The 24070-nt window shown below is 52.7% G+C and carries 20 protein-coding genes; 7 read left to right on the top strand and 13 right to left on the bottom strand.

Annotation, left to right across the window (positions count from 1 at the left end; translation table 11 throughout):
* Positions 1 to 55 precede the first annotated feature (55 nt).
* Positions 56 to 1936 (bottom strand): adenylate/guanylate cyclase domain-containing protein, encoded by a 1881-nt coding sequence (locus AC2FFP_RS20230; protein WP_496881424.1) that lies wholly within the window; start codon positions 1934 to 1936, stop codon positions 56 to 58.
* Between the two features lie 294 nt (positions 1937 to 2230).
* Here AC2FFP_RS20230 and AC2FFP_RS20225 point away from each other — a divergent pair, with 294 nt between their 5' ends.
* Both AC2FFP_RS20225 and AC2FFP_RS20220 read left to right on the top strand, forming a co-directional pair.
* On the top strand, positions 2231 to 2539 hold the full coding sequence (locus AC2FFP_RS20225) for a hypothetical protein (RefSeq protein ID WP_496881423.1): 309 nt from the start codon (positions 2231 to 2233) through the stop codon (positions 2537 to 2539).
* A 304-nt stretch (positions 2540 to 2843) separates the two neighbouring features.
* Positions 2844 to 3764, top strand: a complete 921-nt coding sequence (locus AC2FFP_RS20220) for a sulfurtransferase (RefSeq protein ID WP_496881422.1) — start codon at positions 2844 to 2846, stop codon at positions 3762 to 3764.
* A 122-nt stretch (positions 3765 to 3886) separates the two neighbouring features.
* On the opposite strand, the gene AC2FFP_RS20215 is transcribed toward AC2FFP_RS20220, so the two are convergent.
* From AC2FFP_RS20215 to AC2FFP_RS20175, 9 genes are all read right to left on the bottom strand, one after another.
* The gene (locus tag AC2FFP_RS20215; protein ID WP_496881421.1) at positions 3887 to 4900 is read right to left on the bottom strand and encodes a LysR family transcriptional regulator; all 1014 of its coding nucleotides are present in this window, start codon (positions 4898 to 4900) and stop codon (positions 3887 to 3889) included.
* Between the two features lie 521 nt (positions 4901 to 5421).
* Positions 5422 to 6201: a methyltransferase domain-containing protein gene (locus tag AC2FFP_RS20210; protein ID WP_496881420.1), complete on the bottom strand. Its 780-nt coding sequence runs from the start codon at positions 6199 to 6201 to the stop codon at positions 5422 to 5424.
* A 525-nt stretch (positions 6202 to 6726) separates the two neighbouring features.
* A complete protein-coding gene (locus AC2FFP_RS20205; protein ID WP_496881419.1) occupies positions 6727 to 7251 on the bottom strand; it encodes a flavodoxin domain-containing protein in 525 nt (174 codons plus the stop codon).
* 132 nt (positions 7252 to 7383) lie between these two features.
* A complete protein-coding gene (locus AC2FFP_RS20200) occupies positions 7384 to 7767 on the bottom strand; it encodes a hypothetical protein (protein ID WP_496881418.1) in 384 nt (127 codons plus the stop codon).
* Positions 7768 to 8044: 277 nt separating this feature from the next.
* Positions 8045 to 9202 carry a HupE/UreJ family protein gene (locus AC2FFP_RS20195; RefSeq protein WP_496881417.1) on the bottom strand — a complete coding sequence of 386 codons (1158 nt, stop codon included), beginning with the start codon at positions 9200 to 9202 and terminating at the stop codon, positions 8045 to 8047.
* A gap of 19 nt (positions 9203 to 9221) precedes the next feature.
* The gene (locus tag AC2FFP_RS20190) at positions 9222 to 10385 is read right to left on the bottom strand and encodes a membrane dipeptidase (protein ID WP_050605735.1); all 1164 of its coding nucleotides are present in this window, start codon (positions 10383 to 10385) and stop codon (positions 9222 to 9224) included.
* Positions 10386 to 10479: 94 nt separating this feature from the next.
* Positions 10480 to 10878, bottom strand: coding sequence for a hypothetical protein (locus AC2FFP_RS20185; protein ID WP_496881416.1), 399 nt, complete (start codon positions 10876 to 10878; stop codon positions 10480 to 10482).
* Between the two features lie 68 nt (positions 10879 to 10946).
* Positions 10947 to 12299, bottom strand: a complete 1353-nt coding sequence (locus AC2FFP_RS20180) for a metal-dependent hydrolase family protein (protein WP_496881415.1) — start codon at positions 12297 to 12299, stop codon at positions 10947 to 10949.
* A gap of 68 nt (positions 12300 to 12367) precedes the next feature.
* Positions 12368 to 13723 (bottom strand): metal-dependent hydrolase family protein, encoded by a 1356-nt coding sequence (locus AC2FFP_RS20175; RefSeq protein ID WP_496881414.1) that lies wholly within the window; start codon positions 13721 to 13723, stop codon positions 12368 to 12370.
* Positions 13724 to 13903: 180 nt separating this feature from the next.
* On the opposite strand from AC2FFP_RS20175, the gene AC2FFP_RS20170 reads away from it, so the two are divergent.
* Together AC2FFP_RS20170 and AC2FFP_RS20165 are read left to right on the top strand one after the other, a co-directional pair.
* Entirely contained in the window at positions 13904 to 14929 is a 1026-nt protein-coding gene (locus AC2FFP_RS20170) for a helix-turn-helix domain-containing protein (protein ID WP_496881413.1), read from the top strand.
* Positions 14878 to 15297, top strand: coding sequence for a DoxX family protein (locus AC2FFP_RS20165; RefSeq protein WP_496881412.1), 420 nt, complete (start codon positions 14878 to 14880; stop codon positions 15295 to 15297). Before AC2FFP_RS20170 ends, AC2FFP_RS20165 begins: the two co-directional genes overlap by 52 nt.
* Positions 15298 to 16044: 747 nt before the next feature.
* On the opposite strand, the gene AC2FFP_RS20160 is transcribed toward AC2FFP_RS20165, so the two are convergent.
* Both AC2FFP_RS20160 and AC2FFP_RS20155 read right to left on the bottom strand, forming a co-directional pair.
* A complete protein-coding gene (locus tag AC2FFP_RS20160; protein ID WP_010443845.1) occupies positions 16045 to 16566 on the bottom strand; it encodes a hypothetical protein in 522 nt (173 codons plus the stop codon).
* Between the two features lie 916 nt (positions 16567 to 17482).
* Positions 17483 to 18505 carry a helix-turn-helix domain-containing protein gene (locus AC2FFP_RS20155; RefSeq protein WP_496881411.1) on the bottom strand — a complete coding sequence of 341 codons (1023 nt, stop codon included), beginning with the start codon at positions 18503 to 18505 and terminating at the stop codon, positions 17483 to 17485.
* A gap of 96 nt (positions 18506 to 18601) precedes the next feature.
* Between AC2FFP_RS20155 and AC2FFP_RS20150 the strand changes: the two genes are divergently transcribed.
* Positions 18602 to 20113: a DUF1214 domain-containing protein gene (locus AC2FFP_RS20150; protein ID WP_496881410.1), complete on the top strand. Its 1512-nt coding sequence runs from the start codon at positions 18602 to 18604 to the stop codon at positions 20111 to 20113.
* Positions 20065 to 21639, top strand: coding sequence for a DUF1254 domain-containing protein (locus AC2FFP_RS20145; protein WP_496881409.1), 1575 nt, complete (start codon positions 20065 to 20067; stop codon positions 21637 to 21639). The genes AC2FFP_RS20150 and AC2FFP_RS20145 overlap by 49 nt, the downstream gene beginning before the upstream one ends.
* Positions 21640 to 21837: 198 nt before the next feature.
* Here AC2FFP_RS20145 and AC2FFP_RS20140 read toward each other — a convergent pair whose 3' ends face one another.
* Complete coding sequence (locus AC2FFP_RS20140) at positions 21838 to 22602, bottom strand: helix-turn-helix domain-containing protein (RefSeq protein ID WP_282154230.1); 765 nt, start codon at positions 22600 to 22602, stop codon at positions 21838 to 21840.
* Between the two features lie 105 nt (positions 22603 to 22707).
* Between AC2FFP_RS20140 and AC2FFP_RS20135 the strand changes: the two genes are divergently transcribed.
* Entirely contained in the window at positions 22708 to 23136 is a 429-nt protein-coding gene (locus AC2FFP_RS20135; RefSeq protein ID WP_282154231.1) for a hypothetical protein, read from the top strand.
* The last annotated feature ends 934 nt before the right edge of the window (positions 23137 to 24070 follow it).

Raw genomic sequence — 24070 nt, 5'->3', positions numbered from 1 at the left:
ATTCAATTATTGATCACTGCGCATGACGACAGTATTCAGGTTACTGAAAACTTTGCTATTCAGGCAACCCACCTGCAATCATTGCACCGAAATACCGATTCTGGTCCTCAGTATGCATAAAGGGTGTGTTTCTGTGTGCAGAAACACGGAAGTCCGGTCTGATTTCGAGCAATTTCTTTGCTTCAACCTGTGCATCTTCTAGACGTCCCATTTCTGCGAGTGTTGCGACCAAGATGCGGCGCGGAGGAAGCGACTTTGGATAGGTTGAGATACCGGTTTTTGCCAGCAGAGTTGCCTGTTCGTAGTCCCTGATTAGGAAATGAGAAAGTGCAGCATTAAAATTGTACCAGCCGGGATAACGCGGGTTGACCCTCTTTGCCTTGATGTTCCACTCAATCGCTTCGGCTGGCTCACCCATAAGCGAGCGCAAAAAGCCCATGTCATACAAGACCTCCGGGTCATTTGGGTTCTCCCGAGTTGCGCGCTGAAACGCCTCGTATGCGAGTTGGTGATCGTGGTCTGCAAATAAATGTAGCTGTCCCAAGCGATGTTGAACGCGATAGTCAGTTTGATCCAGTTCTAACGCGCGCTCGGTGTGCTGACGAGCGTTGTTCAGCGCAGTCTCTGGATCGTCTGAACCTCCAAAGCGCCAGAGGCTAAGATAGCGACCGCTCAGTTCGATATGGGCAGAAAGGTAGTCTGGATCGAGAACTATAGCTCGCTCCAGCAGGTCAATTGCCTGTTGCCGACTTGCAGTGTTCAACAGCTTGCTCTTCGCGACAGCTTTCAGAAAAAGTTCATATGCTTGTGGGTCATCAGTCGGTCGTTTCTTCAACGACGCGATTTCCTCTTCTTCTACTACTATTTTCAGGGTTGATACGATTTCCCTAACAAGGTCGGCCTGTGCCACAAACAATTCTTCGATCCCAACGTCATATTGTTCCGACCATAGAGCGTGCCCCGACTCTGTCTCTATAAGTGTTGCGTTAATCGAAATATTCTCGCCAACGCTCTGAGCGCTACCTGACAGAACATATCGCACACCGAGCTCTCGACCAATTTCTCGCGGTTTGACCAAGCTGTCCGCAAAGGTAATCGAAGTCGAACCGGCAATCACAAATAGCTGTGGAAACTTCGAAAGCTGCGTCGTTATTGCTGTTCCAAAACCTTCTGCCATATAGCCGACCTCTTCAACTGTTGAGCGGTTCTTAAATGGTAAAACGACAATGGAAGGTTCGTCCGGGATGGCAAGCGCCAACTCCTCTTGGTCGGTCAGGGGCACCACATCTCTTGATCGCCACCAAATGGCCGCAGCCAACACCAAACAGATGCATACCGCACCGACCAGAGTTGGCGCCCACTTGGATATCTGTGATTTCGTATGCGCAACTGGCTCGGATATCGCCAAAGCCTTGGCCTTGTCATCCAGAACGACTTCGAAGGCTCGGACTGGTCTCTCTATGTTTTTGACTTCGGTCTCACCCAGATCCTTGAAATTCAGATCCAGCTTGTCCTGCACCTGGTCCCTTACGCTGCGGTGAATGCAAATGCCTCCGGGCTCGGCCAAACCTTCAAGGCGGGCAGCGACGTTGACGCCATCACCATAAATGTCTCCATCCTCGGCAATCACATCTCCGATGTTTATGCCGATCCTAAACACAATTCTTTCGCTTTCTAGAACGTCCGAATTTCGAGATATCATTTCGTTTTGAACAGAAACGGCAAATTTCATTGCTTGTACGGTGCTTTCGAACTCCAGCAGCGCACCATCACCCATCAACTTGATCGTCTTGCCAACAAAACTCGCTGCAAAGGGGTCAATGAGTTCCAACCGATGCGACTTTAGTGCAGCCAGCGTCGCTGCCTCATCGCGTTCCATCAGTCGCGAGTAGCCCACGACGTCAATACTCAAGATAGTGGTAAGGCGGCGTTCCACTCCCGTTCTCCCCTACACCGAAGACTATCCATCCTGATCTATTGAATCCATAGTTCTACGTTCGCCCAAGATCTGATCACTCATAATCGGCGTCGCTCAGGCTCAGGAAAATCAATTTTTGTCACAGCGGAGACTAAGGGTGGTAGCTAGAAGACGCCAACATAGTGTGGGCGATGAGGTGGAGCGCCGCGGTGTGGAGTACGCAAGCTGCTCTGCCTCGCGTCCTGCCTGACCTGAAAATCCGATTAAGCCAAATACGCTGGTACATGTCTGAGCCAGCAAAATATCTCGCGGATGGTCTGCGACGTGATCTCGAATGCGCCTATAGGCCTGCGGTGCACGCCCCTCAATGAGATCGCTGATAATGTCGATCTGGGCGGCTTCTCGCGGGCTGACGCCATGCGACAGTTCCTTTGCGGCGGCTATTTCGCGCTTTGCATCTTGTCCGCGCCCGACAGTAACGAGATAGCGCGCAAGGCCAACATGGGGCATTGCGAAACTGTCATCTGCGTGCAATGCGGCACGGTATGCCCCTTCGACATCGTCAAAGGCGCCGAGGAAACGGTCGATGCCTTCAACATGGGCGTCACGTGCGGTTTGTGATGTTGTCGTTAGCGGGCTTCCGTACCGATCTTCGAGCATCCAAACCTTCCACTGTCTGTTCCAAACCTGTCCGTCAGCGAGCTATATGAGCATGCTTAACTATGAGTGAGTCAAAGGAAATCGACTTAACAAGGTGCCGTAATTTCAGCTTAAATTGCTTCCGATAGGCAATGCGTTCATCGAAATCTAATTCCGACCATAGTGGCTCCGCCAGATCCCGATCTTCCAAAATTGGACTCCGAAGCCAATTTTGAGGATTATTCCATACGGCTCGACCGACGTCCGGTTAGAGGAGAACGTAGGGATGGCAACACATACTCGCCCACTCATTGATACGACTTGGTTGGCAGATAACCTGACCGACCCGAAACTGCGCATCATTGATGTTCGCTGGAAGTTTAGGGAGGAAAACGGCAAGGGTGTGGCCTACGACGACAGGAGCGAGTTCCAAGCCGAGCACATTTCTGGCGCTGTGTATGTTGGTATGTCGACGGAGCTTGCGGACAGCACACAGAACATTCCCGATATGATGCTCAGACCAGAGGATTTCGGGAAAAAGATGCGCGAGTTGGGTGTATCCAATGACAGTCATGTCGTGGTTTACGATGACTCTGGGCTGCCCTTGGCTTCTGCACGTCTTTGGTGGGCGCTTTCGTACTATGGTCATGAAAATATACAGGTTTTGGACGGCGGCTTGCAGCAATGGAAACTGGAAGGTCGAGCGGTTGAAGCCGGTGATCCATCCGTTGAGCCTGGCGACTTCGCTCCCAAGGTGCAGGGCAATTGGATTGCCAGCAAAACTGACGTTCTGGACGCGATAGGTAAGCCTGAGGTCAGAGTTGTGGACTTTCTGCCAAACGACCTGTTCCGAGGCGACGGTGTTCACACATGGGGAGGTCGCTCGGGACATATCCCCGGTGCAGTTAACATACCGGCGATATCGAACATCGATCCGGATTTGGCACACACACCTATTGCTGAGCGGGCAGCAAAACTAAAGGAACGAGGCTCATTCAGGTTGGCGGATCGCCTCCGCCTCCTTCAGCACTATCAGGACAAGGGAATTCAAACCGACGACGAGGTTATCGCGTATTGCGGTCGCGGTATTGCAGCCTCTTGCGGTCTCCTTGCGCTTCGCCACATGGGGTTCGACAAGTCGCGCCTCTATGATGGTTCCTGGGCTGAGTGGAGCGCCGATCAAAGCCTTCCGATTGAGACGTCCTGAAACCCCTGTGCGGAGAGGAATGGTTTAAACCGGCGCTCTCTTTGTCCGCTGAACTCGTTTAAATGCAAAAGAGCTTGTCCGCGTTTCACAAAGTATAGCATCAGTTCTTTTTTACTCGATCACTACTTGTAGATTGCAGCGTATCGAGGTGCGAAGAACTTAACGAAGCCTCTAACCTCTGGCCGACGATAGGCTTCCGGTGAAATGAGCATTAGGTGCGGCACAGCAAGTTCGGGGATTTCGTCGAAGCATCGGAGAAAAGACATGTCTGCTTCAACCAGCTTGACATTGCTGATCCCAAGACCTTGCCCTGATCTGATCGCCGCATGCATTAGCTCCAGTTCAGTGAAAGACATGACGATCTGTTCTGGTGCCACGTGATTGGTCAACCATTCGTGGAAAACATTCGGTACATCATCCCGCTGAAAGGTAACAAACTGATGCCCGGCCAGATCATTTGTTGACCCCGGCAGGCCAAATTTGTCCGCGTAGTTTTTGCTGCCGAACAAAGACCAGCGTGCCGTGCTAATCTTCCGGCAGATCAGGTCAGGATCAGGATCGGTTCTCGCAAGGCGCAACGCAATGTCTGCCTCCCCGGCCATCAGGTCCAGCGCCCGAACGCTGGACAAAAACTCGAATGCGACATCCTGATTGTCGGCGGAAAACGCGTTTACGATTTCGATCATGCGTGCTGAGAAGTTTGCCGAATAAGCGGTAATACGGATGGGTTGTGTCGACGTCAATTCTTTCGCGCAGTCGGTAAATTCGAGGACTGAAGCCTCGATTGCTTCGGCGAGGGGAACGAGGCGAAGGGCTTCTCGGGTCGGTTTGAACCCGTGCGTACCGCGCTCAAACAGCGTCAAGCCTGTTTCTTTTTCGAGAACATCAATGCGCCGGGCAACCGTTGGTTGGGAGACCTGTAGCTTTTTGGAGGCTGCAAGCGTCGATCCTTCTCTGAAAACAGAGAGGAACACGCGAATATCCGACCAGTTTCGGAACCCGTTCTTCATTTTTGTAGAACAGCACAATTTTGTGCTGGATACCAGAAAAACGGGTGAACAGTTACTCTTGTTGCGACAGCGCAAGTAAGTCGGAAAGGACCACGAGATGGCTTCCCATACAATGTCACCCAGCATCTGGACCGTATTTGGTGGACTGTTCGGTTGGACAAAGAGAGGCCTCCCCGAAAACCGGGAATCACGGCCTACAGCCAACGATCTTCACTCGGAACGCGACTATATTAACGAGGTGATCTGGAGTAATCCGGACGCGTTTTCGAGTGAACTGGACGTGCAGAGCATGATGAATCTGTATCCGGGAAGGTTCTGACGACATTTGGTGACAATCGGCCGGATATGGCGATTGGATCACACCAAAGGCAGCTGCAAGCTGGAAGTGACAGCCACGTACCTGTGTTGTAGCCATAGAGTTAGCACCAACACGAGACCTTCTGTGCATTACGTCTATCGCTGCGGTCGTTCGAACGCCTGATCAATGGCTGCGCGTCTGGCCCTTCATTGGGGCTTCAACGGCGACAATTAAGTTCGGACAAAAGATTGCAGCACCAATCACGACGACAACGATACCTGAGGGGGGCTCTTGAACTGTACCTTTCAGCGAGCCAGCGGAAGAACCGAGGCCAAGTCATTTCGGTCTATCAACCCCTTTTACGCGCCACGACGATAAATTGGGTCATCGAAAAAAAGAAGCGTCCAACTTTTGCAAGGCTAAGCTGTTCGTCAAACCACGATTGCGCAACAGCGGGATCAACATGGTCATTTGCGACAGCGTATTGCTTGATAAGGTGCATCATCATGATTGCGAGGCCATCGGGCTTTAGCTGGTGATCCGTCATTGTGAACGACACGACATCTTCCACATGGTCGCCACGCGCTTTTATCAGTGCAGGCAGTCTTTCCGGGACGGAACCACTCACAAAGTGCTGGTTCCAGGATGTCAGCATCTTTTGCATTCTGTCGGGCTCTTCGCTGAACCAGATCAAGCTGCCAAAGTGCAGATCGCTGATGACAAGCCGCCCGCCGGGCTTGACGCACCGCAGCGTGTCATCCAGTGCACCGTCTACGTCTTCGATATACTCAAAGACCTGTACCGAGACGGCCTTGTCAGCACTCTCATCCTCAATGGGCAAGCTATTTGCGGCACCTGCACGAAACTCCACGTTTGCGTAGTCGCTGCATCGTTCTTTTGCAGCTGCTGTCATATCCTTGCTTGGGTCGATCCCGATGACATAGCCATCCGAGCCAACTGCGCGGGCCAACTCCGCTGTTAACATCCCGTTGCCACAACCGACATCCAAAATAGTCTCACCAGGAGCCGGGCGCAGCGCATCAAATGAAGCCTGTCTTCGCCGTGTCAACTCAGCTCCCTGATAGGCAATTTCAAGTAATCTCGTTGTCTCAGCGTCAAACTTAAGCAACTCTCCCCCCTTACAAAGCCCACAAGTCTCCAAACCTTATCAGAAAATGGGTTATCTACGAAAAGCCGGACGAATCATCGAGGCTTGAACATAGATCCACCAATATAACTGAAGGCGCCGACTTGATCCGACGAATGGGACAACCCCGAGAGCGAAGGACGCTTCTGACTTCTTGTTGGACCAGTTTTTCGTCACTGTTCGAAAGTTAAAACAACATCAATTCAAGGAATGTCGAGGCCATTCTCCCGTCCAAAATCGGTGTAGAAGGTGTCACTGCGGTATCGGTTTAATGTGGCCTCATCCGCTTGCCTTGGATCGTTGCCAGGACTTTGGACACCTGTTCCTTCTATGAAGCGATTCACGAGATTAAAGACACCGCAGACCTGGATAGCATCGAACAACGCACTCTCCGACCAGCCTGCCGTGCAGACCGCATTCGCGTCGGCTTCAGTCTAACGCGCAACAGGTCGGCCACGTCCGTGGGTAAGATTAATGAAGAAGGGCAGAAATAGACTCCGGTCGGGATCATTTGTTTAAGAATGTCACCACGGTTTCCCTCAAGGCACCCCAATCGGTGAACTCTTGGGCGCCATCCCTTGGATCGATTTTTTGATCCTTTAGGACAACGTGCTGAACGATGTCTTCCTCAAAATACCCATAGTTATCAGGCCGCACAGCGCCCGCGACCAAAGCAGTCTCGTCAGGCTGAAAATGCGTGCGCAACAGCATTTCGGTTAGATAGTCCCGGGCGTCCTCCTGACCTCTTGCGAAAGCAGCCTTAAGACTAACAGAAAGCACCAGCGACTTCCGGGACGCAAACGCATCCTTTTGCGATTGAACAAACGCCTCGAATAGCTTGGGGTGCCGGCGTTCATGGACAGGAGCTGCAAGGATGACCCTGTCCACACCTGTCAGAGACACTTGACGTGCTTGATCGCCGGTGTTGATCAGCTTCGTTTTGTAGCCGGCTTCTCTGGTTACATCGTTGATAAAATGCGCAATTTTGGCCGTTTGGCCTTCAACAGTACCGTAGGCAATCAGCGCAGTCATTCCGATCCTCCTGCAAATCGACCCAAAAAGCGCACCAACTATGCCAAAACTGTTCGCTTCAGCCCTTGATCTCAATCAAAATGACTGTCTCGCCAAGCAATATTGGCATGAGCGCGACGTCGTTGGACTGGCTCATGCTGTCCTGGAGAGCGAGATGGCTATCGCTAACCAGAAGCCAGTGCGTATGGTCATTGCACCGACGGTTCGCCATTCAAATGGCGTTCCAGTAAGAGCCAATATTGTCAGGACAACGAACACCAATAGTGTAAATAGGCCAATCAGCCAGGCAATTCGATGTGCCCAGATTGTGAAATTATAGATTGCGAATGCACCAAGCAAATAGACGAATCCAGCCAGGAAATTGAACCAAAGCACTATTGGAACCGCATCTCCAATTGCTGCTTTAGCAGCGGCACCCCCAAATAGTGCCGTGCCTCCTGAAAAAATGGTCAATAGACCGAAGAATGCTGCGACGATTGCAACTGGACGAACCCAAGGTGGAACGGAAGGCGTCATTGCTAATCTCAGGGATTGGATTGAGTACCGTGTCGCAAGCAACCTAGACACTCAACCCGATGTCAGCTTGATCAATATCAAGGCGTCCGTACTAAAGCGTGGAGGTGCCCGAACCAGACTTGGCCACCAACGAGATTATCAGCCCGAACCTGACCTTCAAAACCGAACTTTGCAGTTCCAGCTTTTCGGACAATGCAGCCTTTGGTTCGCATTGGCAGGGAGACGGCTTCCGACAAGATAGCGGACAATCAAAAACCATAGACTTGATGCTCACGTCTTATGTCAACGCTGCAAGAGCCCGCTCGACAGTCCAGAAGGCGCCTACCAAAGCGATGACAAAACTCGCCGGTACCACGATGAGCGATCTGTACCACGGTTCCTTGCGCCAAAGTCCAACAGCCAGAAAGGCTGCCGCTATGACAACCAACTGGCCAATCTCAACGCCTACATTGAAGCCAATTAGCCGGGTCAACCAATGGCCGCCTGATGGGCTAATCTCCTCTAGAACTGACGCAAAACCGAACCCATGGAGCAGACCAAAGAAGAATATTAGAGTGAAGCGGGCACCGCCTGGTTTGTTGCGCAATATGTTTTCAACAGCGGCATATACAATGGACAAGGCAATTAAAGGTTCAAAGAACCCTGTTGGCAAATCAACGAAGCCTAGCCAGCCGAGGGTCAGTGTCACCGAGTGCGCGACGGTAAAAGCCGTGACCTGCCAGATCAGGTCGCGGACCGTATGCGCAAATAGGAACAGGCAGAGTACGAACAAGATGTGATCCAGCCCGTAAGGGACGATGTGAATGACCCCCTGCCATGTGAAATACAAGAAGTCGGCCAGTGTTGAGCTCAGTGTTGTTTCTTGGGTCCCAATAAGGTTCAGTGCCTGGCTGGTTCGTCCAGCCTGCAGCAGCGTGACACTTGGGACCGACACTTCAAGCCGCATATCCCCAAGTAAAGGCGACATTTTGATACTTACTGCGCTGGCACCTTGCGGAGCGTCACCATAACCGACGAAAACCAAGCGGTATTCAGTGCTGTCCGGTGGTCTGTCGAGAACAGCACGGATATCGCGCGGAGATGGAAAGGACATTGCCCGCAATTCGGCCGTATTGCCGTCGAACCGTATGAGCGTCTCTTCGGCGACTGCTGCACGTATTTCTGACAGCGTGGTTTCGATTGTGCCGAGATCCAGCCCGCGCACCTGCTCAACAAGAAATCGATCTGATCCGTTCAAGTCTAAGTGGCGCTCGAAAGCCTCGATCAAGTCGGCGCTTACGGCAATCTGATAGCTGTCGCCTTCAATGGACAACTGTGCATCGCCCAACTCGAACTTATGTGCGAGAGCGGACTGCGCAAAGAGCACAAGCAAAAACGCAAAAGCCAGTCGGGTGAGTAATAACCCGACCAGCCTTATCAAGCGATGGGAAGTCATGTCTCGCTTTTCTTGTCGACTACCCCCAAACCTGCTCGAAGATGCGCGTGAAGTTGCCTCCCATTACTTTCTTGACGTCCTCGTCAGAGTACCCGCGCAACCACATTTCATCGATAATGGCCGCATAGATTTTCGCGGCTTCCCCGATGCCAGTTGTGGCCAATTTGTTTACCGCTGCACTGAGTCCGCCGTCGTCGAATTGTTCTGGATTTGACTTCCCAAACTCATAAATCTTAGACCAGTCAAAACCGTCGTCGGAGCTGAGTCCAACGTTGTCGATGCTTGTCAAATCCCGCATGTAGTCAATTCGGTCGACAACGTCCTGAGGACGAGTGAGCTCTGTCTGCGGGCTGATCATTATGAAAGGCAACATACAAAGGCTAACCACACCTCCGGTATCTGCAACCGCTTGAATCCGCTCATCGGAACTTGTCCGCAGGCGGATTTCTCCCTCAGGATAGCCAGAGTAGAGAGCGTGCACGGAAGAGTGCGTTTCGATTACAGGTAAGTCGGGACGCATTTGTTTTGCATATTCGATGGTACTAAGTGCGGTGGGTTCGCTGGCATGTGACGTGTCGACGAGCACTCCATGCCTTTGCATCGCGTCGACGACTGTCTTGCCATAGGCCGAGATTGGCCCTGGGTTCAGGACAAAATTCCCATCACCCGCACGCTGACGCTCGTTGTAGGCCAAGCCCATTGTGCCAAGTCCCATCGACTTTGCCACGGGCATGTAGATGTCCGGCTGGTTGTTGAGAATCTCCGCTGATTGCGAGTTCCAGAAGAAGCCATATTTTCCTTCTTCATGGGCCCGCCGGATATCACCTGCCTTACGCACCACCATAAACCGATCGTCCGCATCGATTTTGCGGAGGTTGTAGCTGGTTTCACGAGCGAATGTGTCGAAGTCGTTGATGCCTTGCGCGGTTGTAACACCCGTCGCCGTGATACCCGCTTCGAGGGCTCTGGTGTAATACTCGTCCCACATCTCGGGTCGTGTGGCGGTTTGCTCAAAGTTCGCGTTCAGCGAGTCTATGGCAACAATATCCTTTAGGAATTGAGCCGCCTTGTCGCTGGACTCCCAAACCGGGCTGTATTCGCTGGCCCATGTCATTTTTCCGCAGGTAGCTGACAGGGCAGCCGCGGCACCTGCTGTTTTAAGAAATGCGCGTCTGTTTTGCATGGTGAAGCTCTCCCTTTTAGATTATCTAGTATTGTTCATTCAAATTTACTTTGACCCGAAGCCCACAATTCACGGTTCCTCTCTATGGCCAATACTACTCGGCCGGTGTCGAAAACTCCGGCACCCGTTTCAGCGCCTCGACCATGTCTGCGCTCGTCATCAACTCGATGAAGGTGTAGTTTTTTAGGACGCCCTTGCTTAGGCGGGCTGCGTACATTGCCTGCACCATGGCAGGATCATCTGGCAGCCGCACGGTAACGTAGTTTCGACCGTCGGCCATGCCCCAGAAGTAGCTAATCATCTCGCCACCCATTGCTTCGAGCGCGGCCCCCATGCCCTTTCCCCGGTCGGTGGGATTCTCGATCATGATCTGCCAGGCTTCAGGAGACGGTTCTCCGATTCCCAGGTAGTATCGGCTGCGAGTTTCTTCGGCGCTCACGGCGGTCGTGAAAATCAACGCATATGCAAGTGCGGACAAGAGTAGTCGTTTCATTGGCTCATTCTTTTTTTTGGGCTACAGGGGTGCGCGGGATGCCGAGGTACATTCACCCCGCGCGACACTCAATCGAGTGTATTTTTGTAGATCACGCCGTCTTTCATGATCAGATCGAAATTGTTCTCGTAATCCGTCATGATCAGGGCATCCTCGACCGGGTTGCCATCGATCAGTAGAATGTCGGCATACGCACCTTCTGCAATCACACCGAGCGGGCCTTCGGGATAGGGGTTGAGTTTACCTGACAGGGCCAACAATTCACCGGCTTTTGAAGTTGCTTGCATTAGAACTTCGTAGGATGACCATTGTTCGAGACGGTACTTGAACTCATCGTTCTGTTTGGTGAGAGCCACAGGATCCCCAATAATGTCGGTTGAAAAGGCGACTTTTTCGATCCCGAATTCTTTCAGCAACCGCATCTGGTTTCTCGCTCCGCCCTGAACCTCAAGGAACTTGGGCGCTGCCAACGGGCCAAGCGCCTTGGAGACTGTTTCGGCATCCAGCCCCAGAAGCGAGAAGAATGGCACAACCCAAACATCTGCGTCCTTGATCGCCTGCGCCGACACCTCGGTCATCAATTGTGCATGATCGATGCTCTGCACACCTGCCTCGATGGACCGCAGAATGCTCTCGTCGTTGTAGACGTGCACCAGAACGTAGGTATCCCAATCTGCCGCAGCTTTGACAGCAGCTTCCAGTTCTTCCGGTAAGAATTGAACCGTATGTAATGGGTCTACGCTGGAAGACACACCTCCGCCAGCCATGACCTTAATTTGCGATGCGCCCAGACGCAGTGCTTCCCGCGTCGCGCGCAGAACTTCTGGAACACCGTCGGCAAGAAACTCTACGTGCTGATTAAAAAACGACGGCGACGCCCCTTCGAAGTTTGGGTGCGGTTCTGTGTAGTGCCGATGTTCACCATGCCCGGACGTCTGTGAGATCACTGGCCCGGACGGGTAAATACGGGGGCCAATTGCTTTACCCCGGTCGATGGCTTTTTGAAGCCCCATCGCCGGCCCACCCGCATCACGGACGGAAGTAAAGCCGCGCAACAGCATCTTTTCTGCTTCGATCGTGGAAACGGCCCCCCAGTACATCCAATCAAAATTGTCCCTGAGATCCGCAACCGGCTCCGTGATCGCCATGTGCACATGCGCATCAATCAACCCCGGCATCAATGTGCGACCACCTCCATCCACAACCGTCGCGCCCGGCGCGTCGATTGCCTCGGTGGACACTTCTTTGATCAAGTTGCCTTCAACCAGAACGCTGGCGTTCTCGATCCGCGCCTCATTTACTCCGTCAAAGACATGGACGTTGGTGAACAGGGTTTGCGGTAGGGTATCCTGTGCAAATGACGCGGACGCCGAGAAGGCAACCACACTTGCGGCCGCCAATAACCGTTTTGATGCATTCATGTTTCTCTCTCCCTTAGACAAAATAGTTTGTGCGCGGGGTGCCGAGGTTCCTTCACCCCACGCGACACTCAGTCGAGTGTGTTCTTGTAGATCACGCCGTCTTTCATGATCAGATCTATGTTATTTGTGTAGTCGACCAGTAGTCCGGCATCTTCCACCGGATTGCCTTCAACCAGAAGTAAGTCTGCATAAGCACCGGCTTCGATCACGCCCAGCGGTCCGTCCGTGTAAGGATTTCGAGGACCTGACATTGCCACCAGTTTCGCGGTGTTTGACGTGGCCTGGACCAGGATCTCATGCGACGTGAACCATTGCTTTCTGAGTTCAAATTCTTCGTTCTGCCGGGCCAAGGCCTCGGGCGAGCCGAAGACGTCCGTTCCGAAGGTGATCGTCACGCCGCTTTCTTTTGCCAGACGCATTGACCTGTCGAGCCCTTCGACGACCGGGCGTGATTTTGCAACGGTTTCGGGCGGGAGCGACGCCACGCTCTCGGGAGTTGGCGTAAAGGCCACGGCCTGAGGGTTGTAGATCACACCCGCGTCCCGCATCGCGATCATGGTGTCCAGTTCCGAGATCAACGTCCCATGGTCGATACTGCGAACGCCGGCCTCCACAGCGCGCAGAACGGAGCGGTCCGTATAGGCATGCGCCAAGACGTAGGTGTTCCAGTCCTCGGCCGCATCGACGGCGGCTCTGATTTCATCGAAGGTGAATTGCGCCGTGTCCAGAGGATCAAAGGCGGAGGCGACCCCGCCACCTACGCTGATCTTGATCTGCGTCGCCCCCCGGCGCAACGTTTCTCGGGTGTATGCGAGAACTTCGCTCCGGCCGTCTGCCATGAAACCAAACTCACTTTCAAAGGCATTGCGGCTGCTTCTGTCACGCGTATGGCTTTCGTTGAACGACCGGAAATCCGTGTGGCCGGATGTCTGACTGATGAAGTGACCGCTGGGATAGATCCGCGGGCCCGGAAGAATACCCTCGTCAACTGCTCTGGCGATGCCGTAGGCTGGGCCCCCTGTATCTCGCAGCGTGGTAAAACCGCGCAGGAGCATTTTCTCCGCCTCGCGGCCCACGACAGCACTGAGATATCCCCAGTGCCAGCCGTTCACCGCCTGATTAGGGGCCGCTGGCATCATGATATGGTTGTGGCCATCGATCAGTCCGGGCATCAGTGTGCGCCCACCGCCGTCGATGATTTGCGCATTGGCGACGGCAAGCGGCTCAGTCGAGACCTCCGCGATCAGGTTGTCGACGACCAAAACACTTGCGTTCTCGATCCGCGCCTCGTTCACCCCGTCAAAGACATGAACATTTGTGAAAAGGATCGGGAAACTTTCTTCCTGTGAAGCGGCATGAGTTGGAAACAGATGACTCGCAGCCAGTACTGCGGGCACAAGTATGCGCATCAGACATCCGTTCATCAGGGCTCCTATCATCAAGAATCGCAAAAGGCACAATTAGGAGTCATTATAGAATTCGAATAACTTGATGCCTGACAGATTTCCGGTTCTAGAAAAATAGTTTTGGGAAACTGCAAGGTTTCATAATTTTTTTGTGGGAATTTCCTACACTCGGGAATATTGCGAATTTCTGGAGAAGAGATGACAAGAAGACTTGGTAATAACACGGATCAGTCGCTGCCACTCGTCAGGGCTTCAGTTGCGGGTCCGGTTGTCGCAGCGCTTCGCAGCGTAGGGGTCGAACCCGCGTTTGTTCTTGATCCTCTGGGGTTGAACGAAGCGCAGGTAATGGACCCGAAGAATTTCCTGCGCCACGATACCGTCTACCAGATCTATCAGGCCGTGGCAGAAGCCACTTCACCGGATTTTTGCGCACGGGTCGGGCAATCCGTTGACCTTGTCAAATTTCTCCCGCTCGGCGATATGCTGGCAGAAGCCCTTACATTGGGAGACTTTTTTACCAGATACACTCAAGCGGTTTCCAAGGAATCCAATGCCGTTACACAATCCCTCTTTGTCGAAGGAGAGCACGCGTATTTCAGTGCCAAAAGGAACTTCCAGATTTCGGTTTCGCCCAGCCAAACCGATGCGTTTCTGACAAGTATATGGATATCCCTGTTGCACCGTGTCCTGGATTTCAGGTGGGACCCCAACCAGGTCATTCTTCGCGTCAGTGACCCGGATGCGCTGCCCGGTCAGTTTCACGGCGTTCGGGCAATCAAGTGCAATCCTCAAGGTTTTTCGATCAGGTTTCCCTCCAGCTGGTTAAATTACAGGTTACGACCAGAGGCACTGGAAAACCCTCCAGACTACAGGGTTATGGATGAGGATCTGGCGGCCCCGCAGGATTTCCTTGCGGGACTGGAAGGTCTGATCAGGGTCCATCTTGCGGATTCAGGATTTGGTGTGAATGACCTTGCGGACCTTTGCGGCTTTCATCAGGAAACACTGAACAACCGGCTGGAACCTTACGGTCAAACGGCGTCCCAAGTAATCGCGCGCATTAAGCAGGAAGAAGCCGAACGCCTGCTGGCAAAAGACAATAAATCCGTCGGCGAGACAGCGCAAAGGCTTGGCTATGCCGACCCAACCGCCTTCTCCAGAGCATTTCGTAAATGGACGGGCGTATCTCCGGCAGCCTACAAGAAATCAAACCGGAAGGACTAGCATTGCTCCTGAACATCGCCATCAGTCTTCTATCTGCATTTTTTCTCTTTGCTTCATCCATCAAGATTTTTGGGTGGCAAAAGAAGGTCTTTGAAATCCAGTTGGGCATGTTCGAAAGCTACGGCCTCAACAGGCAGATCATGTTCCTCGTCGGATGCGGGGAACTTTTCGGGGCAATTGCCATCTGGTTTCAATCGTCGTGGATCGGGCCGCTAGGAGCACTTGCGTTGCTCTGCACATCTGTCGGAGCGATATTCTGCCATCTAGTGTTCGATACTTGGAAGCAGGGTATACCGGCGACGATAACAGGGACACTTGCGGCGCTTGTTTTGAACGCTGGGTATTCGAAGCTTCTAAACATACTGTAACAACGGCCACCCGACCGATACCAGGAAACCCCAGGACAGCGATGGAACGTCCACAACGGGCCTTTATTCTCGACTTTGCAAAGTCCGTTTTCTGCGGTTTCGATTTCAAGGGCAGAATTAGGTCGCATCGGGCTCATGGTTCTCTCCGGGGTCGAACGAACCGCACCACAATGGCGTTGGTTACGGGATGCCTTCTGGAAGTCCGCTGAGAAGTCACCCGGTGAGGTGCATCGACTTTGCATCACGAGGTCATCCAGTCTCCGTCCCGATAGGACCAGTTTCTGCAGTTTGCGGAACTCTGTGTTTCAAATCATGCGGTCAAAGCCTCCTTTGTCCAGGCGAACTCGGTTCCATCTCGCCAAGCCGAATGCTCAGCAGATACGCCATGCCCGCTTTTCGCGCATCGCAGACGTTGATGTCAAAGACAGCATTCGCCGCTCTGGGCTCGAAGCGGTCAGTCGGCAAGTTTTCCTGAGCGACTGCTGCGCGGACACAAAGCAGACACGGGCAATAAAAAACCGCGTTGCCTTGTTTGAAGGTAGCACTCGGTCTAGCCACTCACTTGGATAAACCAAAAATCGTCGTTTTCCAGACAACACCCGCGCCAGTTCGGGCTGGATAACCATAAGCTTGAAGCTTGAGGTGAAGAGACAAAAACGAAGAACAAATGACCCCACAAACTGCGGGGCCACGTAAGGGTTTGACAAAAAGGCAACTCAACTTTTTGGGGTTGAGTAGCGGCCTAAGTTAGCTGGCAAGTGCAAGGTTGCACTTGCGACCTTCTTCCATAGCCTTCTTCGTACCGGTTAGGTCCACAATGAAATTTGCGGACTTCTTTGGAAATGCGATCAAGGTCTGTCCTTCGGCCACGGCAGTCGCCATATTTGCGTCCTTTACAACGATATAGCCACCAGAGTAGTCATCCGCTAGCTTCTTGCTTTTTATGCCTTTTGCACGACCTTCATACACGAAGTCGTCAATTGCTATTTCTATTTTTTGACGGTTTTTGATGTCGATGTCAGCTTGCGTGAATACTCCCAAGTAACCGTGTTTTTGGTTTTTGGTTAGACCCATTTGCATGACGTTCCCGCTCTCGAAGACTTTTTCTATCAGGCATGTACCAGAGTCGTTGTCAGCATAAACCGTCCAGCCTTCAACCTCACTGTAAATCTCGAAGTTGTCGCTACTTGCCGGAACCGGGTCTTTAGCAGCGGCAACAGTTGCATAAGCGGAGATTGCCACGGCGGCAAAAATGGCAGCATGTTTCATGTAGTCCTCCCAAAAAGAAAAAGCGTCGTAAAGCTAATCTCGACGCAACGCAGTCAAATATCGCGATGTGAATTCATTTCAAGTGTGAAAGCGTTTTCCGCAAACAGCTCCTCGAAAAGCACAGGGGAGCGTCAGTGAACGCCTATAGCCTGAAAAAACTCGTAAGCTCTTCTTTCAAAATACAAAGCTTTTGTGGGAGTTTTGATCCAAATTCATGATGGTTTCGTACACATCATACCCCTAACTGCTACCCACGGTCGTCTTCCATCCCTTTAACGACCGTGGGTTTTTTCGTTAATTTCTTTGGTTCGTGTCTGGAAAAGACTAAAGGCTGCGCCGAAAACAGAACTACATATGCTCGTCTATGCATGTACAGAAGTATTTTTCATCACGTGGGTTCTTTTTAAGTAACTGCTTGGAATAGATCCAAAAAATGGACCAACAGATATAAGCCACTAACCAATTTTGAGAAGGTGCTCGGGAAACTCGCGATCAAAGCTCTCTACCTCGAGGGGTGTTCGCATTGCACGCTCTGACTTTTGAAGCAGTTGGAACTATCAAATATTCAAATTGGATACATAAATAAATCAAGCATCGAAATATCAAAATGCTTCCCGTAGTGAGTGCGGGCATCATTTTGATTACCTAGCACTTTCCTACAGCCCCGCGTTGATCCTATCCCAGGGTAATCGACGCGGGGCATCTGATAAAACCACCTCCGCAAGCAAATACTCTGTAACTTTGTCATTGTTCCAACGCACACTGTTTCTGGATCCTAAAAGAAAACGTAAAAAGTGATCGAACTAGGTTAGCTTCCCGCCCTACTCGGGCTGGACGCGGTTACTCGTCGCATCCAACCTTAACTTAAATTTGTGAGCAATGCAGACGCCAACGGCTTGCTTTTGCAGACGACCATTCAAGTATGACTGGAGTTCATCTTGCGATAGTCAGAGGGCGTCAGCCCCGTCACCTTCCTGAATGCGCGGCTGAAGTTGTTTGCGGTTTCATATCCTAGCATGGAGGAGATACCGGAGACTGTCTCGCGCGTATCTGTGAGGAGTTCCTCGGCCCTTGCTACCCTAACATCGTTGACGATTTCGCGAAAACGAACCCCTTCGCTTGCTAACTTCCGTTGTAGTGTGCGAACGCCAAGATCGAGCGAACGCGCGGTGGCATCAATCGACATTTCCTCCCGATGAAGTTGTTGCCAAACCACCTCTTCGACTTGTCCTCGAAGTGTTTGGGGGGGGCCGCCCAATCGTTCACGAGAAATATCTCCGACAGTTGTCGAGCCGCCGCTAAGTTTTTTGGGCGTGGCTTCGGCTCGCAAAGTCGATGCATCAAACTCAACCCCAAGCCGGGTGGCGTTCCAGATTACAGGACAAGCGTAGGTGTCTTCTGCCTCGACAAATCCAGGAACCTTCGGGAAGTCCAAGAGCACGGCCGATGGCTTCCAGTCGTTTCCTAAATACGCGCGGAATATGCTCAGAAAAACCCCAACGGCCGAGAAACCGATGTCCGGATACGCGAAATGCGAGCGAAGTCCAAAACGATAACAGTAACGCGCGCTAGTGCCCGAAGTTTCAAGCCACGCGCGATCCGCGGACGAATGAAATGGCATGACGGCAGAAGCTCGTATTAGCGCTGCCCCCAGCGTTGGAGCAGAAAGAACGTAGCTCCCCCAGGCGCCGTAATCAGCGACGGTGAGATACGGTGACCACAACAATCCGATGTTTTGTTGTCCCGCGGATCGTGCGGCTTCGTGCACAAAGGTCGCCAAGGCATGCTCCGAGATGTAACCGCCTCTTTCCTCAATGAAGTGAACAGGAAGATCGGCCGAGTCAAAAGCACGCAACAGGCGCCTTTCCCCTGCGGCCTCAAGCACAAACTGGGGCATCGCGCCCAAGGCCTTGGCCGAAATCATCGGTGGTAGGTTCAATCCGTCAACCCGCTTGTTCGCCCGCGTGTCGTGAAATGATACGCATCGGCTGAACGGATGTGCAAGCTTTCCCTAAACAGCAGGGAGCATTGCAATATGAAAATACTTCGGCCATTACACGGCGGTTTTTCGATGCATTTTTTGGGAATGGTGCTCGGCGCAGGGATTTCTGCTTCACCAGTTTTCTCCCAGTCCTTCAACGACACGGGCGACATCCTTGCACGATCAGCCGAGGTCGAGGACATCGAGTACAAGATCATGGTGCAGCGCGCCACTCAGACGGCCATCTGGGGAATGCCCGCCGCTGGTATGATCGATTTTCTGAAGGGTATTCGCCGCGACCTCGGTGGCGACTACAACGACATCATTTATCTCAACAAGCCGTTCGATTCCAAACATGGGTTTCTTACGGCTAACGATGTTACGGCCTATGCTTGGGCTTCAATGACCTCCGAACCCGGTCCCCTTGTCATTGAAGTGCCCGCAGCTACCGACAAGGTGAACTACTTCGGTACAATCGTGAATGCTTGGGATGTTCCTATCGTGGACGTTGGTCCCGATGGTTTCGATGAAGGTGCCGGCGGCAAGTACCTCATGCTACCCCCAGGCTACGAAGGGGATATGTCCCTAGAGGAATTAACTGAGGCGGGATACCTTCCCTTTGAAACAGATACCTACGAGTATGGTTTTTCGTTCCGGCCAAAACTGACGAATGGCGGAACGGACGCCGATGCGGCCGACTACGCTCAGACAATAAAGGTCTACTATTTGTCTGAGGCCGACAATCCACCGCCAAACAACTATTTCGAAGCGTCCGAAGTCCCGTACGACTCGCTTCCTTACTACAACGAGACCTTCTTTCAGGACTTGAACGATTACGTTCAAAACAACCCGATACGTCCACAAGACAAGGTTATGGTGAATTTTTTGAAAGATCTCGGGATCGAAAAGGGAAAGCCTTTCGAGCCAAGTGAACTTCAGATGCAGGCAATGAACGAGGGCTTGCTGCTCGCATATGCCTCGATGCAGAATTACTTTGTGACGCCTGGGAAAGCCATGATCCCACTTTGGGTCGACGATAGCGGCGAGATGAGGAGCCAGTGGCTGATTTGGGACTTCGCCGAAGGTCAACCGGAGGCTGGTTTCCCGTATGAGACAGAGACCGAAGTCCTTGTGGATGCGCGTGCGGGCGGCAGTTATTTCTGGATTACATACCTGCCGAAACAACTGGGCGGAGGTACATTTTATCTGACAGGTCTGCGCGACAGCGACGGAGAAATGTACGATCACAATCAGACCTATGGACTGAACGTCCCAGCGGACACACCTGCCGACGATTTTTGGTCCGTGATTGTTTATTCGATGGAGACCAAGAGCTTTATTCGGAACGTTGATCCTGTCGGTTTGTCCGAGCGCGACACTGATGCGATGCAGGCTAATGAAGACGGCTCCTACGACATTTATTTTGGCCCAGAGGCTCCGGACGGAAAGGAAAGCAACTGGATACCGACCACAGAGCCGTACTTCCTGTTATTCCGCCTTTACGGGCCGCAAGACGGTTGGTTGGAAAGTGGCTGGATGTTGGGAGATCTCGAAAAAGTAAACTGACCACAAAACCAAAAAAACCAATGGAGGTAATAGTGAAAGCAAAGTCAGTTGCCTTGCTGTTCGCACTAGTAGTCGGATCGCAATCTACAGCCCAAGAGTTCAAAGCCGACGTGCCTGACAATATTCTAACTCCAGACCGAGTCGAGACCCAGACGCTTGGTGATCTTGAATTCTTCGATGGTATGCCATCGCCCGAGACGGTGGAGAAGGTCTTCGATAACCTTGATCTGATTAGGGCTACGACGGCGTTCTTAGATGGTATGAAAATCGCTTCGCTTCGGGCTATGTTTCAGGGGTACGAGGACTTAGGCGTCAATCCTAATGACGTCGTGATTGCAGAAGACCTGCTGGACGCGCGATCCATCTGGCTGACGCCCAATACCACCACAATCTACATTGGTTCGAATGTCGATATCTCTGATGGCCCGATGGTGATTGAGGTTCCGGCAGGTCTGCTTGGGTTGCTGGATGATGCCGCATTTGACTACGTGACGGATATCGGGGCGCTCGGCGCGGATAAGGGAGAAGGTGGCAAATACCTACTCTTGCACAACGATGATGAAACGCCGGTGCCAGACGGGTTCTTCGAGCTTCGCACCAAGACAAACGAGCACTGGTTGTTGCTGAGACGCTCACCGAACGCAGTCGGAGATACAGCTGGGCCCGTTGCCGAGATCAAGGCGGGTCTGAATGTATATCCGCTTAGTGAAGCAGATAATCCACCCGCGGAAACTTTCCTGAATATCTCAGGCGTCCAACACAACACCGTTCACGCGAACAACGAAGACTTTTTTGAAGAGATCCACGTCGCGCTCGAAAACAATCCAATTGGTGCGTTCAGTCCGGAAATTGTAGGAACGTTTGCTTCCATAGGGATCAGGAAGGGCGAGCCCTTCGAACCCGATGCCCGTATGCAGGCCATTTTCAAGGAGGCAGCAGCGATAGCAAACGCCACGGCGCGAGCGATTACGTATGCCTCGCGCGATCCGGGAGTTTTCTTTTATGAAGACCGGCAATGGAACTCACCGTTTCAACGTCAGAGCTATCTGTTTCTTGAGGACGGTGCACGCATACTCGATGACCGTTCATACTTTTTCTATATGGCGACGGGCATAACGCCTGCGATGACCTCGCCACCGGTCGGTACGGGGTCTGTCTATGCGATGACGGCGCGAGACAACAACGGACAGTACCTGGATGGCTCAAAAACCTACAAGGTAACTCTCCCGGCACCCGTTCCCGCGAAAAACTTTGCGTCGTTTATGTTGTATAGCGGACAGACACGGTCGATCCTTGAAACTGACCTGGAATCCGGTGGTATCGACTCTAATCGACCGGGGATAAAGCCGAATGAGGATGGGAGTACCAGCATCTATTTTGGCCCGGAAGCCCCAGAAGGTTGGGAGAACAACTGGGCGCAAACCATGCCCGGGCAAAGCTTCAACGTGATGATGCGCCTCTACGGACCGCTCGAGCCTTGGTTCGACAAGACCTGGCGTCCTGGTGATCTGGAACTGGTAGAATAAAGCGACAGCCGCGACTATCGGGCGACGCTACTTTTTGGCGTCGTCTGGCATTTTCTTCGGTGTCCGTTTTGGGCTCCAACCAGACCTTCGATGACACCGACGCAAACGGCCGCTTTGGGCCGCAATGGCGGGAACCCTTCCAAGGTCAGGAATGAACGGGGTTCGCCGGGACGTGGTGGGCTCTAGTCAAACCACCATCTAATTGGCAGCCACGTGGGCAAGATCACGCAGAAATTTGGCACTTTGGTCGTCGGCCGGAAAAAACAGCTCAATCTTCAAATCGTCCAGCGTGACATCCGTGACCGTGCTGAATTGCGCAATGGTTCCAAACAGGGAAAGCCGCTGACCACCAAAGCGGTAGATCGTAGAAATTGTCGGCCCGATCACCGCGTCACTTCGGGCGTGCCCCTGTTGCGACAACGTGCGCGCTGCGGCGTCCAGTGCGGGTATGCCGCCTGCGTTGGCGCTTTCAGCGCGCAGCCGCAACATCGTGTGATGCGCGACCTCGGGCCAGTTTTCGACAAGCTCAGGCATCAACGGGCTGGTCAGCAGATCCAGCAGGCTTTGCCCCTCGCCGATCCCCAGTGGCTTGAACAGCTTTTGGGCACCGCTGTTGAGCATTACAACCGTCCAGAGCCGGTCCAACACCATTCCAGGGTAAGGCGCATGTTGCTGCAGAGTCCATTCGACCGCGTCCCGAATGGGCGACATCGCCGCGTCATCAATCGGAGTTGCCGCAAAACGCGGCGCGAATCCTTCGGCGCGCATCATCTGATTTCGAGTGTCGACCGGAAGGTTCATGACCTCGGACAGATGAAGGATCATGTCCGGGCTCGGCCGGGACCGCCCGGTTTCAAGAAATGAGATATGTCGCGCACTGACCTCGGCTTCGACTGCAAGGTCCAGCTGGCTCATCCTGCGTCGCTTTCGCCACTCTTTCAGCATGCCGGGATAGGGTGTCATGACCTGAGTTTAGCAAGGGTCCTAACAGAATTCACCTACCTCCGAGGTAATTGATTTGCGTCCGCCGCAAGCTGCATGAAGGGCGCATATCGAAAGGAGAAGCTCATGACCCAACAACAATCAGCAATGCGAATTTCAGGCGGTGTTCTTGCTGCAACCGGGGCGCTTTTTGCGCTGGCCGCGTTTCAGTTTCTTCATCCCGTTGCGTATATCTTTCTGCAAATCGCGTATTGGCCAATTCACGATGTTCCCGCGGAACTGATGGTTCCGTCGCCTTTACTGCTGGTGATCACTGGAGGCCTGACGGTTGGCTTGGGAGGAATGCAATGGGCGCTGGGAACATACGTTGCCCCGGTATCGGCGGTGGCCGCGACCAAGACCGCTCAGATTACGGCATGGTCCTGGTTTTGCGTCGACAGTTCAGGCTCCATTTTGGTAGGGGCGCCCTTCAACGTCGTACTAAACCTGTCCTTTCTGGTCCTGATCCTGTTGTCTTGCCGACCCGGCACGGCAAGCAAACACGCAACATCATGACGTGAAGTGGAATTTATTGGGTTTGAAAAGAAGGACTGGCTTTTCCAGAAAACCTTCGTAGGTCGATGCGACTTCAACGGCAGTTTTTTACATCGGACATGCTGGTGTTCTCGACGGCGCTGCCGCTTTCGACACTTGGCCTGAGCCGTTCATGAATGGACAGGACTTCCTCTTCCAGTTTGGCCAGCTTTTCTTCGGACCAGCCGGCTTGGTCTTCGCAAGTTGCAGGACGAGTGTGAAATGATCTCTCTGGCGGCCTTGAACACACGTCAAAAGGAACTGTATGCAACAGGGTTCATTTATCGCGCGGAATGAGGATACGCATCACTCCGCACACGGCGTAATAGTCAAGAGCAAGGGCAGCTTAATGCCCTTGCTTGGTCGGTTCGTTAAAAGGGGAACCGGTAATGCGAGGGAGGTGGGTGTTCAACCTCCGGCGGAAGGCCGACGTCCTTTCTCAGGTGAGCCGGCAACTCGGCTCTTCCGCGCAGAACAGGCCGTTCCACGCTGGGTCGATGGGCGAAGATTGCCGCTAGCCGCAGTAAGAGGCCACGCGACCGGCTGATTGGAATGTAAAGTGATAAGCTTGGCATTGTTCTCTCCATGAAATGATGGAAAGCCGCCACATGAGGAAAACACAAAAAAGGCCGCTCACGAGGCGGCCTTCAGATCGGAAACCTGTCAGACCGCTTTAACGGACTACTGCGACTACCGCGCGAAGCATTGAAGTCTGACAATTCATCATATCTGATCTCTCCTGTATCAGGGTTTCCAACTCCGTGTGCTACCAGACGAGTGATTTCAATTCAACAACCCATACATGTATTGGTCGAATTCCGCCGGATAGCCAGCTCACAAGCGTTGGGAATAAACCTACGTATTGTTCTATTTGCAACCAGTGGCGACGGCGGCGGCATTTGTCATTTCGCGAACT

The sequence above is a fragment of the Ruegeria sp. YTSC004 genome (assembly GCF_059609805.1).
The sequence above is the reverse complement of the archived record's forward strand: the minus strand, read 5'-3'. Positions and strand labels throughout refer to the sequence as shown.